14 protein-coding genes are annotated in these 13,913 nt (G+C 69.2%); 4 read left to right on the forward strand and 10 right to left on the reverse strand.

Annotation, left to right across the window (positions count from 1 at the left end):
* Positions 1–2: 2 nt before the first annotated feature.
* The 3 genes from AC04MD_RS00460 to AC04MD_RS00470 all read right to left on the reverse strand — a co-directional run bounded on the left by AC04MD_RS00460 (position 3) and on the right by AC04MD_RS00470 (position 3,403).
* Positions 3–500, reverse strand: coding sequence for a methylated-DNA--[protein]-cysteine S-methyltransferase (locus tag AC04MD_RS00460; protein ID WP_475495380.1), 498 nt, complete (start codon positions 498–500; stop codon positions 3–5).
* An 85-nt stretch (positions 501–585) separates the two neighbouring features.
* A complete protein-coding gene (locus AC04MD_RS00465; RefSeq protein WP_475495381.1) occupies positions 586–2,085 on the reverse strand; it encodes an AlkA N-terminal domain-containing protein in 1,500 nt (499 codons plus the stop codon).
* A gap of 49 nt (positions 2,086–2,134) precedes the next feature.
* Positions 2,135–3,403, reverse strand: coding sequence for an alkaline phosphatase family protein (locus AC04MD_RS00470; protein ID WP_475495382.1), 1,269 nt, complete (start codon positions 3,401–3,403; stop codon positions 2,135–2,137).
* Positions 3,404–3,460: 57 nt separating this feature from the next.
* On the opposite strand from AC04MD_RS00470, the gene AC04MD_RS00475 reads away from it, so the two are divergent.
* Together AC04MD_RS00475 and AC04MD_RS00480 are read left to right on the forward strand one after the other, a co-directional pair.
* Positions 3,461–3,982 (forward strand): YybH family protein, encoded by a 522-nt coding sequence (locus AC04MD_RS00475; RefSeq protein WP_475495383.1) that lies wholly within the window; start codon positions 3,461–3,463, stop codon positions 3,980–3,982.
* An 87-nt stretch (positions 3,983–4,069) separates the two neighbouring features.
* Positions 4,070–4,411 (forward strand): hypothetical protein, encoded by a 342-nt coding sequence (locus AC04MD_RS00480; protein WP_475495384.1) that lies wholly within the window; start codon positions 4,070–4,072, stop codon positions 4,409–4,411.
* A gap of 50 nt (positions 4,412–4,461) precedes the next feature.
* On the opposite strand, the gene AC04MD_RS00485 is transcribed toward AC04MD_RS00480, so the two are convergent.
* On the reverse strand, positions 4,462–5,193 hold the full coding sequence (locus AC04MD_RS00485; RefSeq protein WP_475495385.1) for a ThuA domain-containing protein: 732 nt from the start codon (positions 5,191–5,193) through the stop codon (positions 4,462–4,464).
* 107 nt (positions 5,194–5,300) lie between these two features.
* Here AC04MD_RS00485 and hutU point away from each other — a divergent pair, with 107 nt between their 5' ends.
* On the forward strand, positions 5,301–6,974 hold the full coding sequence (hutU, locus tag AC04MD_RS00490; RefSeq protein ID WP_475495386.1) for a urocanate hydratase: 1,674 nt from the start codon (positions 5,301–5,303) through the stop codon (positions 6,972–6,974).
* A 3-nt stretch (positions 6,975–6,977) separates the two neighbouring features.
* The gene (locus AC04MD_RS00495) at positions 6,978–8,147 is read left to right on the forward strand and encodes a tetratricopeptide repeat protein (RefSeq protein WP_475495387.1); all 1,170 of its coding nucleotides are present in this window, start codon (positions 6,978–6,980) and stop codon (positions 8,145–8,147) included.
* A 59-nt stretch (positions 8,148–8,206) separates the two neighbouring features.
* On the opposite strand, the gene AC04MD_RS00500 is transcribed toward AC04MD_RS00495, so the two are convergent.
* Genes AC04MD_RS00500 through AC04MD_RS00525 form a run of 6 tightly spaced genes read right to left on the reverse strand, consistent with a single transcriptional unit; the run spans position 8,207 to position 13,912 of the window.
* The gene (locus AC04MD_RS00500; RefSeq protein WP_475495388.1) at positions 8,207–8,734 is read right to left on the reverse strand and encodes a lipocalin family protein; all 528 of its coding nucleotides are present in this window, start codon (positions 8,732–8,734) and stop codon (positions 8,207–8,209) included.
* Position 8,735: 1 nt separating this feature from the next.
* On the reverse strand, positions 8,736–9,818 hold the full coding sequence (locus AC04MD_RS00505) for a cyclopropane-fatty-acyl-phospholipid synthase family protein (RefSeq protein WP_475495389.1): 1,083 nt from the start codon (positions 9,816–9,818) through the stop codon (positions 8,736–8,738).
* Positions 9,815–10,561, reverse strand: coding sequence for a DUF1295 domain-containing protein (locus tag AC04MD_RS00510; protein ID WP_475496141.1), 747 nt, complete (start codon positions 10,559–10,561; stop codon positions 9,815–9,817). Before AC04MD_RS00510 ends, AC04MD_RS00505 begins: the two co-directional genes overlap by 4 nt.
* Positions 10,562–10,608: 47 nt before the next feature.
* Positions 10,609–11,856, reverse strand: a complete 1,248-nt coding sequence (locus AC04MD_RS00515; protein ID WP_475495390.1) for a class I SAM-dependent methyltransferase — start codon at positions 11,854–11,856, stop codon at positions 10,609–10,611.
* A complete protein-coding gene (locus tag AC04MD_RS00520; RefSeq protein WP_475495391.1) occupies positions 11,853–12,629 on the reverse strand; it encodes a DUF1365 domain-containing protein in 777 nt (258 codons plus the stop codon). Before AC04MD_RS00520 ends, AC04MD_RS00515 begins: the two co-directional genes overlap by 4 nt.
* On the reverse strand, positions 12,626–13,912 hold the full coding sequence (locus AC04MD_RS00525; protein ID WP_475495392.1) for an NAD(P)/FAD-dependent oxidoreductase: 1,287 nt from the start codon (positions 13,910–13,912) through the stop codon (positions 12,626–12,628). The genes AC04MD_RS00520 and AC04MD_RS00525 overlap by 4 nt, the downstream gene beginning before the upstream one ends.
* Position 13,913 lies beyond the last annotated feature (1 nt).

Raw genomic sequence — 13,913 nt, forward strand, 5'->3', positions numbered from 1 at the left:
CTTCAACCGAACAGGTCGTCCGCCTTCTTCAAGGCACCTTCGAGTTCCAGCAGGAACTGCTTGGTCGGCAAGCCGCCGCCGAACCCGGTCAGCGAGCCGTCCGCACCGATCACGCGATGGCAGGGCAGCACGATGGGCAGCGGGTTGCGTCCGTTCGCCGCGCCGACTGCGCGCATCGCGGTAGGTTTGCCGACACGCTGCGCCAGCTGCGCGTAGCTGATCGTCTCGCCATAGCCGATGCCCGCCAGTGTCATCCACACCGTGCGCTGGAAGTCCGTGCCGCGCGGTGCCAGCGGCAGGTCGAAGCCCTTCAGCCGGCCAGCGAAGTAGTCCTGCAGCTGGCTCGCTGCCGCGTCGATCACGGCGTGATCGCCTTCGCTCCATCCCTCGCGATCCGCCGGATGACGATTGCGCGGGAACTCGATCGCGTGCAGGCCGGCATCGGTCGCGGCGACGGTGAGCGTGCCGACGGGGCTGTCCAGGTGGCGGAAGAGGATCATGGTGGGAAAGCTCAATGTAGGAGCGACGTGAGTCGCGACCGCATGAATGAAATGTCCTTGCCGATGGCAGCATTCCGGTCGCGACTCACTTCGCTCCTACAACGGCCGGGGATTTGCTCGGCACCATACTCCCCTTCCACACATGGATCACCGCATAGGCGCGCCACGGGCGCCACGTCTCCGCGCGCGCGGTCAGCGCTTTCGCGGTCATGCGCACGCCGTCGGTGGGCACGGCCTTCTGCAGCACCAGGTCGTCGGCGGGAAACGCATCCGGATGGCCGAGCGCACGCAGCGCCATGTAGTGCGCGGTCCACGGGCCGATGCCGGGCAGCGCCACCCAGCGCGAAGTGAAGTCTTCCAGCGTCCGTTCGGGAAGGAAATCGACGCGGCCGTCCAGCAGGGCGCGCGACAGTCCGTGGATCGTGTCGGCGCGCGCGCGGGTCAGGCCGATCTCGGTCAGGTCGACATCGACCAGCCGCTCCGGTGTCGGGAACAGGTGCGTCAGTCCCTCCGAGGCCAGCGCCAGCGGCGTGCCATGCCGCTGTGCCAGCCGCGCGGTCAGCGTGCGGGCGGCCGCGACGCTGACCTGCTGGCCGATCACGGCGCGCACTGCGATCTCGAAGCCGTCCCAGCCGCTCGGCAGGCGCAGGCCGGGGCGTGCCTCCAGCAGCGGGCGCAGGCGCGCATCATGGCCCAGCGCCTGCGCGATGACGTGCGGATCCGCATCCACGTCGAACATGCGGCGCAGGCGCTGCACGATGCCCAGCAACTGCGCCGGCGCCGCGCCGTGCAGCTCCAGCCTGAGCGCATGCGCATCGCCGCCCCATGCGCTGACGCGCAGCCAGCCCGGCGCGTCGGCGGTGCCGATCACGCGCCGGTAACTGCGTTCGTCGACGACTTCCACGCCAGGCAACGCCCGCCCGCGCAGGAAATCCAGCATCGCCGCGAGATCGTAGGGCGGGCGATAGCCCAGCCGCAGCGTCACCCCGTCGTGTGCCGGCGGCACATCGCGCTTGCGCAGTTCGCGCGGCGCCATGCGGTACTCCTCGCGGAACGCAGTATTGAAGCGGGTCAGGCTGCCGAAGCCGGCGGCCAGCGCCACCTGGGTGATCGGCAACGTGGTCTCGGTCAGCAGTTGCTTGGCGAACAGCAGCCGGCGCGTGCCGTGCACTTCGTTCGGGGTCGCACCGAGCCGTTCGCTGAAGAGACGACGCAACTGCCGTTCGCCCAGCCCGACCTTGTCCGCCAGGTCCGCGAGCGGTGCATCCACCAGCGCGCCCTGGTCGATCATCTTCAGCGCACGCGCCACCACATCGTCGCCGCGCCGCCACGCGCCGTCACCCGGTGCGAGCTCCGGGCGGCAGCGCAGGCAGGGACGGAAGCCGGCCGCTTCCGCCGCCGCAGCATGGCGGTAGTAGACGATGTTGGACGGCTTCGGCGCGGGCGCGGGGCAGACCGGCCGGCAGTAAATGCGCGTGCTGGTGACGGCGGTGAAGAACAGGCCGTCGAAGCGCGCGTCGCGGCTCAGTCGCGCCTGTTCGCAGACGCGCGGATCGGGCAGGGCGGTGGTGTCGACGGCGGGCATGTGCGCAGGCTAGCACCGGCCCCGTGCACGGACTCGCCGTTTCCGGACATCAATGCGCGGGGGCCGTCCGCGGCGTCAGTATCGGCGTGAACCCATCCGCCGTCCCGTTGTTGCGCGCCGGCGTGAGGCCAAGCAGCTTCGCCAGCAGCGGATAGACATCGACGTTGTCGAATGCAGGCAGCGTGGTGCCGTGGCGGAAGCTCGGACCGGCGGCCACGAACACCGCGCGCATCGAGGGCAGCGCATTGTCGTAGCCGTGCGACCCCCGGTTCAGGCGATCGGTCGGTACCCGCGCCAGTTGCTCGGCGGGCAGTGCGTTCCAGCCCTCGTCGAACTGGCAGACGATCGCCGGCACGCGCGGATGCGTGCCGTAATGCCAGCGCGCCGGCAGGTCGTGCTTGCGCCAGCAGGTGTAGTGGTCGTGGCGACCGAGCAGGCGCTGCGCGGTGGACGCCTCGTGGCCCGCGCGCGGGTTGAAGCCGATCACCTGGCCGGTGCTCACCGCTTCGGCCTGTTCGATGGTGGCCATGTCCTCGATCGCGATGTACTGATCCGGACGTACCGGCGCCATACCGTGGTCGGAGACCACGACGATGTCGGTCGATGCGCGCAGGCCATGGGCGTCCAGTGCCTGCACGATGCGCCCGATGGCGGCGTCGACCTCACGGATCGCGGCCTGCGTCTCCGGCGCCTCCGGGCCCTGCTCGTGGCCGACGTTGTCGACGCGCTCGATGTACAGCGCCGCCAGGTGCGGGCGCGTGGCCGGCGGTTCCGTCATCCAGGCCGCGACCTGGTCGGCGCGCGCAGCGGAATTTATTTCCGGCGAGTACGGTACCCAGCGTGTGGGGCGCAGGCCCTCGATCGGCGCAGCGTTGCCCGGCCACGCCCAGACGGCGGTGCGCAGCCCGGCCTTGCCGGCGGTGTTCCAGATCGGTTCGCCCTGCCACCAGCGCGCATCGGCGCCGGCCGCCTTGTCGGCCACCTTGAAGCCGCCGACGGTCTCGTCGCGCATGCTGTTGTGGATGATCCCGTGGCGGTCAGGCCGCAGGCCGGTCACCAGGGTGAAGTGGTTGGGGAACGTCAGCACCGGGTAGGACGGATTCATCCACGCAGCGCGCACGCCCTCGCGCGCAAGCGCATCGAGGACGGGGGTGTTGCCGCGGCCGAGGGCGCTGGCCGGCAGGCCATCGACGGAGATCAGGACGACGCTGTGCGGGTCGACCGGCTTGGCGGGAGTGGGGCGGGTGGAAGGGATGGTGCAGCCGGCCATGCCCAGCAGGGCGGCCAGCACCGTCACCCTGACCAATGGCAGGCGCATGCGGTACGGACAGAAGCTGAAATCGCGTACAGCTTGGCAGACTCCGGGAACATCCGCATGACACGGTCTCTTCGACTTTCGTCCCTGTGCTGTCTGGCGCTCGTGGTCGCGCCCCTTCACGCGTCCGCGTCCGGACCGGCGCATGCGGCGGAATGCGCCGTCTGGCAGCGCGAGCTGAGCTTCGCCCGCTCGGTCGCCGAGCACGACGCCGCCGCCTTCGCCGAGCACCTGCATCCCGATGCCGCGTTCGGCGTCAGTGGTAAGCCTACGCACGGCCGCGATGCGATCACCCGCGAGTGGGCGGGCCTGATCGATGGCACCGCAGTGATCCTGCGCTGGTATCCCACCGTCGTCACCCTGGGCGGAGACGGCCGCACGGCCTATTCCAGTGGCCCGGCGCTGTACGAGGATCCGAAGACCGGGGCCACGCGGCTCGGGCGGTTCGGCTCGGTCTGGCAGCGTGGCGACGATGGTGTCTGGCGGGTGCTGTTCGACGACGGCATCCCGCCGCAGCCAGCCGATGCGGCCGCCGTGCAACGCTTCCGCGACGGCGAAGGCGCCGCCTGTCCCGCCGGCTGAGGCCGGCCTAAACGCGGGGCGTTGCCGGAGTGCCGCCCGCGGGCGGGAGGCGTATGGTGAAGTCACATTCAAGTCCGGGAGCCGCCCATGAACCGCCTTCCCCTGATGCTGGCCCTGGTGGTCTGCCTGGCCGCCGCGACCGCGCAGGCGCAGACCACCGCCGAACAGACCCCGACCGCCGCGCCTGCCCCTGCAGAACAAGCCCCGCAGGCGGCCACCGACGCGCAGACCCCTGCGGCAGCCGATGGCAAGAAGCGCCTGTCCGAGGAGACCTGCCTGCGCCACACCGGCAGCCGCATCACCCAGCGCGACGGCAAGCCGCGCTGCACCGGCCAGCCGGGTCGCGTCTACAGCAAGGACGACATCGACCGCACCGGCCACACCAATCTCGCCGACGCGCTGCGCGCGCTCGATCCGGCGATGAACTGACCGATGTCGGCTGAACCGCTTCCCGCGCGATACGCGGGAGGCGGTGCGACTCAGCACTCCCCGGAACGACCTGCGGCGTAGCGCAGCCCGCGTGCCAGTTGGGCGAGGGGGTTCTTGTCCGCGTAGACCTTCTCGTCGTGCCCCAGCCCCGTGTACCAGCTGCGGCCACCATCGAAGGCATGGCACCAGGTGATCGGGTGGTCCGCGCCCATCTGTCCGCCTTCGTATTCCTGCTCATCCACCGATGCAACGACGCGTACCTGCGCGCGCGGATTGGCGCGGTAGTTGTACAGCTCGTCGGTGATCGGCCAGCGTGCACCGGCGGGTTTGCCGTCGTGCTCGGGCTGCACATGCGTCGACTGCAGTCCCGGCGGATGGTTCTTGAAATAGGCACCGACCAGTCGTCCGTACCACGGCCAGTCGTACTCGGTATCCGCTGCCGCATGCACGCCGACGAAGCCGCCACCACCGCGCACGAAGCCTTCCATCGCTGCCTGCTGCGCGTCGTCCAGCACGTCGCCGGTGGTGCTGGCGAACACCACCACGCGGTAGCGCGCCAGGTTGCCGGCGGTGAAGGCCTGCGCATCCTCGGTGTGGTCGGCCACCATGCCGGCGTCGCTCGCCAGCGTCTTCAACGTCGCCACGGCGGTGGGAATGGCGTCGTGGCGGAAGCCTGCGGTCTTGGTGAAGACCAGCACCCGCTCCGGCGGGGCGGCGAATGTCGGCGAGATCAGCAGCAGGGCGGCAAGCAGCAGGGAGACGGCGGGGCGATGGGCGTTCATGGCCGGATTCTGCCACGCAGCCCATCACGCACTGCAGCATCGGCGCGGCTCGCGCCTCGAGGGCGCTCCCGCCGATAATGGCGCCAGACCTGCACCTGGAATCCGCGATGTCCGATCCCCGCCACGACCCGTCCCGCGTCATCCGCGCCCCGCGCGGCGCCACGCTCACCTGCAAGTCCTGGCTCAGCGAAGCGCCGTACCGGATGCTGCAGAACAACCTGGATGCGGAAGTGGCCGAGGATCCCACTTCGCTCGTCGTCTACGGCGGCATCGGCCGCGCCGCGCGCGACTGGGCCTGCTACGACGCCATCCTGAAATCGCTGCGCGACCTCGACGACAACGAGACGCTGCTGGTGCAGTCGGGCAAGCCGGTCGGCGTGTTCCCCACGCACGCCGATGCGCCGCGCGTGCTGATCGCCAACTCCAACCTGGTGCCGCACTGGGCCACGTGGGAGCACTTCAACGAACTCGACAAGAAGGGTCTGGCCATGTACGGCCAGATGACCGCCGGCTCGTGGATCTACATCGGCAGCCAGGGCATCGTGCAGGGCACCTACGAGACCTTCGTCGAGATGGGGCGCCAGCACTACGGCGGCGATCTGACCGGCAAGTGGATCCTCACCGCCGGTCTCGGGGGCATGGGCGGCGCGCAGCCGCTGGCCGCGGCGCTGGCCGGCGCGAGTTCGCTCAACATCGAATGCCGCCAGTCCAGCATCGACATGCGCCTGCGCACGCGCTACGTGGACGAGCAGGCCAGCGACCTCGACGACGCGCTTGCCCGCATCGCGAAATACACCGCGGCCGGCGAAGCGAAGTCCATCGCGCTGCTCGGCAATGCGGCGGAAATCCTGCCGGCGCTGGTGAAGCGCGGCGTGCGTCCGGATGCGGTCACCGACCAGACCAGCGCGCACGATCCGGTGCATGGCTACCTGCCGATCGGCTGGACGGTCGAGCAATGGCTGGCCGCGCAGAAGTCCGAACCCGAACGCGTGCGCGACGCTGCCAAGCAGGCGATGCGCGTGCATGTCGAAGCGATGCTGGCGTTCCAGCAGATGGGCGTGCCGACGTTCGACTACGGCAACAATATCCGCCAGATGGCATTCGACCAGGGCTTGCAGAATGCGTTCGATTTCCCCGGGTTCGTGCCGGCCTACGTACGCCCGCTGTTCTGCCGCGGCGTGGGTCCGTTCCGCTGGGTTGCGTTGAGCGGCGACTCGGAGGACATCTACAAGACCGATGCGAAGGTGAAGGAACTGATTCCCGATGACGCGCACCTGCACCGCTGGCTGGACATGGCGCGCGAACGCATCAGCTTCCAGGGTCTGCCGGCGCGCATCTGCTGGGTCGGCCTGGGCCTGCGCCACAAGCTCGGCCTGGCGTTCAACGAGATGGTGCGCAACGGCGAATTGAAGGCACCGGTGGTGATCGGCCGCGATCACCTGGACAGTGGCAGCGTGGCCTCGCCGAACCGCGAGACCGAAGCGATGAAGGACGGCAGCGATGCCGTGTCCGATTGGCCGCTGTTGAATGCGATGTTGAACGTCGCCGGCGGCGCCACCTGGGTGTCGCTGCACCACGGCGGCGGCGTGGGCATGGGCTACTCGCAGCACTCGGGCGTCGTCATCGTTTGCGACGGCAGCGAAGCCGCCGACCAGCGCATCGCCCGCGTGCTGTGGAACGATCCTGGCACCGGCGTCATGCGGCATGCGGATGCCGGCTACGACCTCGCCGTGCAGTGCGCGAAGGAGCAGGGGTTGAAGTTGCCGATGATCGGGCGCTGACGCATGCGCGCCCTCGTCCTGCTGCTCCTCGCGTTGTCCGCGGCGTCTGTCCTGGCGACGCCGGGTGACATGCAACGTGCGATCACCACGTCGGAACAGCGACTGGACGAAGGCGATTTTTCCGGTGCGCTGTCCGTTCTGAAACCCTACGAGGACAGCCAGGACGCATCCGCAGAATACGCGCTCGCGTTTGCCAACATGAAGGCGGCGATGGCCATCGGAAACGGCCGTGTCGATGCGGACGGGATCGGACGGGCCATCCACTACGCGGAACGGAGCGCGAGGCACGGCAATGCGGCGGCGTACAACCTGCTTTACCTCATCCATGTCAACGGCATCGGGGTGCCGGAAGATCTCGGGCGCGCGCTCGATTACATGATCAAGGGTGCGGAAGGAGGCGATGTCGGGGCCAAGCTCAACTACATGCACGCGTTGTACGCGGGCAGCGAGCTGGTGCCGCGCGACCGAGCAAAGGCGTGCCCGCTGGCCTTCGATCTGCTGGAAGAGGAGCAGGTGCGGGAGATTGCGGCGCACACGGTCGGGCTGATCCTGATGCGTGGTGAATGCGGCCGTGCCGTCGACGAAGCTGCCGCCGTGAAAATGTTCCGCAGAGCAGCGGACAAGGACTTGGCGGCTGCCCAGCACGATCTGGCACTGGCGCTGGAGCAGGGCGTCGGCGTGACCACCGATCCCGTGGAAGCGCTGGCCTGGTACGCCAAGGCCGCCGAGAACGGCAACGCGCGCGCCAACTGGCGCATGGGCCTCGCGTCGGTGAACGGCGAGGGTCGTCCGCGCGATGCCGCGCGTGCGGTCGCGCACTTCCAGCGTGCGGCCGAGGGCGGCGACGGCAGTGGCATGACCTCGCTGGCCGTCATGTACGCGACCGGCGACGGCGTACCACAGGACTATGCCAAGGCCTTGAGCCTGTACGAGGACGCGGCTCGCCACGACCAACCGCATGCGCTGCGGGGCATGGCGGTGATGTACCTGCTGGGGCAGGGCGTGGAAGCGGATCCTGTCCGTGCGCTGGTGCTCTACCTGCAGGCGGTCGCCCTCGGCAACCCCGGGGATCCGGCTCTGGACAGCGAGCTGCGGGCCAGCCTGACCCCGGCGCAGATCCGCGATGCGGAACGCCGTTTCGAGGCCTGGAACAACGAACGCGCTGCCAGGTAGCACGGACGTGTTCGGTGCTCTTTTCTGATGGCCGGCAACCAGCGACTCCCCGCGCGCCGTCAGTGCGGTACCCGACGGAGCTTCGAGACGTCGTAGCCCAGTGCCTCGATCTGCTTCACGCGCGCCTGATAGTCGGCTTCCGGAATCTTCGGCGTACGCGCCATCAGCCACACGTAGTCGCGCTTGCTGCGTCCCACGATCGTTTGCCGATAGTCGGCATCCACCCACGCGATCACGTATTCGGCCTGGATCGGCCAGACGAACTGCATGTCCCACACGGCGCCGCCACCGTCGGACTTGACCGTGCCAACCGGATGCATGGTCTTCTCCGGGCCATCCAGCGCTCCCTTGCGAAAGCGGAACGTGGTCTGGATGCGGCCATCCGGCAGCTTCGCGTAGGACTCCACCGCGTTGTAGGCCTCGCGCTCCGGAAACGACGGGATGTGGGCGATGACGTACCAGTCGCCCATGAAACGGTCCACGTCCACCGGTGCGGCGGTCGGGATGGAAGGCTTGACGTTGCCCGAGCGGCAGGCGGCGGTGGTCGCCACGACCAGGGCGAGCAGCACGAAGGGCAGGGTGCGCATCTCAGTGCTCCCTGGCCGGACGCTGGAAACGGTAGTGCGCCACCAGCCATTCCTGGCCGTCGCGGTAGCCGAACAGTTCGGCGCAGGCCATCCAGAACATGCGCCAGCGCTGGTTCCACAGCGCCGCGGCGTCGCCGTAGGCCTCGCGCAGCACCGCCATCACCGCGTCGCGGTTGGCGTCGTGCTGCGCCAGCCAGTGGTTGGCGGTGCGCTGGTAGTGGGTGCCGTCCAGCAGCCAGCGCTCCTGCAGCTTCAGGTGCTCCTGGAAGAACAGCAGCAGGTCGGCCGACGGCATCATCCCGCCGGTGAAGAAATGCCGGCCCATCCAGTTGTCCTCGCCCTGCGTCTCGAACGGATACATCAGATCGCGGTGGACGAAGATATGCACGAACAGCGCGCCGCCGGGGCGCAGCGCATCGTGGATGCGGCGCATCAGCGCAGCATGGTTGCTGACGTGCTCGAACATCTCGACCGACACGCACCGGTCGAAGGCCTGCGCTTCGAGCTGCAGCTGGTTCACGTCGCAGGTGATGATGCGGACGTTGCGCAGGCCACGTTCCGCACAGCGCGCCTCGATGAACTGTCGCTGCGAGTGCGAATTGGACACGCCGGTGATGCGCGCGTTCGGGTAGCGCTCGGCCATCCACAGCGTCAGCGAACCCCAGCCGCAGCCGAGTTCCAGGATGTCCTGGCCGTCGGCCAGCGCGGCGCGCTCGCCGTACAGCGCCAGCATCGCCTCTTCGGCCTGGTCCAGCGTCTCGTCGCCGGTCGGGTAATAGCAGCTGCTGTACTTCAGCCGTGCGCCCAGGCAGCGGCGGAAGAAGTCCGCCGGCAATTCGTAATGCTGCCGGTTGGCGGCATCGGTATGGACCGCAAGCGCGCCCTGCCGCAACGCACGCAGCCGGTGCGCCAGCAGCGCCGATTGGGCTTCCTGGCCGCCCTGGCGCTCGTCGCGCAGGCGCTGTGCGCAGAGCTGGCGGATGCCGTGGCGGATCAGTGCGTCGGGCAGCAGCCCACGTTCGGCCAGGCCAAGCAGGCCGGAAGCGGCGCGGTCGGCCGCCAGTTCGTCCACCATTGCGTTCATCGTGTCGCCTCCTTGGTGGCGGGTTTGGGAAACCAGGGGAACAGCATCGGCGTGGTGCGCTGGTACTCGCGGTACTCCTCGCCGCGCGTGCGCAGCGCCTGCGCTTCGGTATAGGGAATGCCGCTGATCCAGCGCAGGAACACGTACATCACCACCGGCCCGCACCAGGACAGCCACGCCCATGGCGAGCCGACCGCCAGCGCGATGTAGGCGAACCAGTGCAGCCACTCGAAGAAGTAGTTGGGATGGCGCGAGTAGCGCCACAGGCCGTCGCGGCAGGTCTTGCCGCGGTTGGCCGGATCGGCACGGAAGCGCGCAAGCTGGCGGTCGGCGATGGCTTCGCCGGCCACGCTGCCGACCCAGATCGCCACCGCCAGCGCGATCCACGGCCACGCGGTGTCCACCGGGCTGCGCGCGACGGCGGCGAAGGGCAGGGCGAACAGCACCACCAGCAGCGCTTGCGCCATGAAGAACAGGAAGAACTTGCCCTGGTGCCCCTGCCAGTGCTCGCGCAGGTAGCGGTAGCGGCCGTCTTCCGGCTCGCTGCGCACGCGGTGCCACAGGTGCAGCGCCAGTCGCGCGCCCCACAGGCCGCCGAGCAGGGCCATGACCGCGCGCGCCTGCCACGCGCCGTCGCCCAGCGCCGCCAGCAGCACCGCGCTGCCGCCGACGCAGGCCGACCACAGCACGTCGACGATGCCGGCGTTCTCGCGCCGCCGCTGCCACCACCAGCCCAGCGTCATCACCGCTGCGGCCAGCACCGCGACCAGACCGAGGGAATGCGGCGCGCTCACGCGACCTCCGGATGATGGGGACGGGCCATCAGCAGGTGCGACACGCCGATCGAGCGCTCGAGGAAGCCGCCTTCGCAATACGCCAGGTAGAACTCCCACAGGCGGATGAAGCGCTCGTCGAAGCCCTGCGCGCGAACGTCGTGCAGGCGCGTCAGGAAGCGGCGGCGCCACGCGCGCAGCGTGTACGCATAGGACAGGCCGAAGTCCTCCTGGTGCACCACCTGCAGATCGCTGGCGCGGGTCTTGGCCGCATACATGGCGTTGAGCGACGGAATGAAGCTGCCCGGGAAGACGAAGCGCTTGATGTAGTCCACCGAGTCGCGCGCCTGCACGTAGCGGTGATCCTCGATGGTGATCGCCTGCAGCAGCGCCTGGCCGCCGGGACGCAGCAGCGCGCCCAGCTTGCCGAAGAAGGTGTCCAGGTACTGCGCGCCGATCGCCTCGATCATCTCGATCGATACCAGCTTGTCGTACGTGCCCTGCAGGTCGCGGTAGTCCTGCAGCAGCAGGGTCACGCGGTCCTGCAGGCCGGCGCCGGCCACGCGCTGGCTGGCCAGCGCATGCTGCTCGCGCGAGATGGTGGTGGTGGTGACGTGGCAGCCGTAGTGACGGGCGGCATGCAGCGCGAAGCCGCCCCAGCCCGTACCGATCTCGATGACGCGATCGTCGGGGCCCAGTGCCAGCTTGCGGCATACCGCGTCGAGCTTGCGGAACGAGGCGGTGTCCAGGTCGTCGTCCGCCGAGGCGAACATCGCCGACGAGTACATCAGGTCCGGCGACAGGAACAGCGCGAAGAAGTCGTTGCCCAGGTCATAGTGCGCGGCGATGTTGCGGCGGCTGCCTTCGCGCGTATTGCGGCGCAGCGCGTGCCAGCGCCGCAGCGCCCAGCCGCCCAGGCGGGCAAGTCCGCTTTCCATGCCGTCCAACAGTGCGCGGTTGCGCACCAGCAGGCGCACCAGTGCGACCAGGTCGTCGCACCGCCAATGACCGGCGATGTAGGCCTCGCCGGCACCGACGCTGCCCTGCGCGGCGACGGCGCGATAGAACGCGGGCTCGTCTACCCACACGTGCACCGGGGGCAGCGCATCGCCGCTCGCATCACCGAATCGATGCTCGCCGAGCGCGTCGTGCACGACCAGCGTGCCGTGGTCGAGGGCGTCTAGGCGGGCGAGCAGTTGCGTGCGCAGCCAGCGGTCGATCGCACTGAATGCAACAGGAGGGGAAGCGTGGGCGATCTCGTTCATGGGGCTTCGCGGGAGAGGGAAGGGTGATCGTGGACCGGCGTGCGCTTCAGCCACAGGCGCAAGGCCTGCCAATGGATACCGCCGACGACCTGTGCGGTCATCAGCGGGTAGCGCCACAGCACGCGCGCCAGCGAAGCACCGTCCAGCGGGCGGCGCTGCAGCGTCAGCGTGGCGTCGAAGGCGCGCTGACCTTCGCGGTCCACCTGCATGTGCACGCGCAGGTCGTCATCGGGGGTGTTGAAACGCCAGCGGTAGGCGCAGTCCATCGGCAGGAACGGCGAGACGTGGAAGACCTTGTCGAAACCCCATTCCCAACCGTCGCCCCGGGGTGCGCCGTCGTGCACCGGCAGCACGTAGCTGTGGCGTTCGCGCCAGGGGGTGTTGGTGATCTCGGCGACCACCGCGTCGAGCGTGGCGCCGTCGGGCTGGAAGCAGTAGTAGAAGCTCACCGGGTTGAATGCCAGCCCGCCATACCGCAGGTGCGTCAGCAGGCGGATAGGGCCCGCCGGGCGCCGGCCCAGGTGGCGTGCCGCGCGCTCGCGCACCGCCTCGGAGAGCGGCATGTCGTGCGGGGCGAGGTAATCGCTGCGACGGAACTCGGCCAGGTTGCGCCGGTCCAGCGACCACAGCCAGCGGCGGTCGAACACGTGCTCCAGCTCGTCCAGGTCCAGGTAGAGCTGCGCCAGCCGGTAACGGAACGCATGCGGCCGGGGGGCATGCCGGCGGTGGCGCACCGAGCCTTCGTACACGGCGCTGGCGAGCGCCATGGTCATGCGGAGGCCAGCTCGAGTCCCAGATCGACGCCTTCGCCGCGATGCCGGGCGTGGAAGGCGTCGACCAGTTCGTGCGCGCTGCGGATCCCGTCCTCATGGAAACCCCAGCCCCAGTACGCGCCGGCGAACCAGGTACGGCGGCGCCCCTGGATTTCGGCCTTGCGGCGCTGCGCCGCCACCATCGCGTGGTCATGCACCGGATGCCGGTACTGCATGCGCCGCAGGATGCGCGAAGGATCGATGGCGTCGCTGCGGTTCAGCGTGACGACAAAGGGCTCGGGCGCGTCCACGCCCTGCAGCAGGTTCATGCAGTAGCTGACGGTGCATGGCGCGTCCGGATCGCGCGGCACGTGCGCGTTCCACGCCGCCCATGCTTTGCGCCGGCGCGGCAGCAGCGACGCGTCGGTATGCAGCACGGTGTCGTTGGTCTGGTAGCGCATCGCACCGAGGATCTCCCACTCGCGCGCGTCGGCATCGCCCTGCAACAGGGCGAGGGCGGTATCGCTGTGGCAGGCCAGCACGGCGTGGTCGTAGCGTTCGCGGCCGTGCTCGCTGACAACCTCGACGCTGCCCGCATCGCGGCGCACGGCGTAGACGGGGCAGGACAGGCGCTCCTGCACGCTCCAGCGCTCGCGCAACGCACGCACGTAGGTCGCCGAGCCGCCGCTGACCACGCGCCATGGATCGCGCCGGCCCAGCGTCAGCATGCGGTGGTTGGCCATGAACTGCACCAGGTAGCGCGCCGGGAAATCGAGGATTTCCTGCGGCGGCGACGACCACAGCGCGGAGGCCATCGGGATCAGGTGTTCATCGCGGAACGCCACCCCGTAACGACCGGCCTGCAGGTAGTCGCCCAGCGTCGGGCCCGGCCCGTGGTCGGCCAGCAGGGCGGGCGCTTCGCGGTAGAACCGCGCCAGGTCCCTCAGCATGCCGAGGAAGCGCGGCGACACCAGGTTGCGGCGCTGGCAGAACAGCGTGTCCAGCGTGGTCGCGTTGTACTCCAGGCCGGTACGCTCGCTGTGCACCGAGAAGCTCATCGTAGTCGCTTGCGAGGCCACGCCGAGTTCGTCGAACAGGCCGCACAGCAGCGGGTAGTGGTCCGGATTGAAGACGATGAAGCCGCTGTCGATGGCGTAGCGCCGGCCGGCCTGTTCGACGTCGTGCGTGTGCGTATGCCCACCGAGGTAGTCGTTGGCCTCGTACAGCACCACGTCGTGGTGGTGCGACAGCCACCAGGCCGAGGCCAGCCCGGCGATGCCCGATCCGATGACGGCGATGCGCATG

Source organism: Pseudoxanthomonas sp. LjRoot206 (assembly GCF_056175725.1).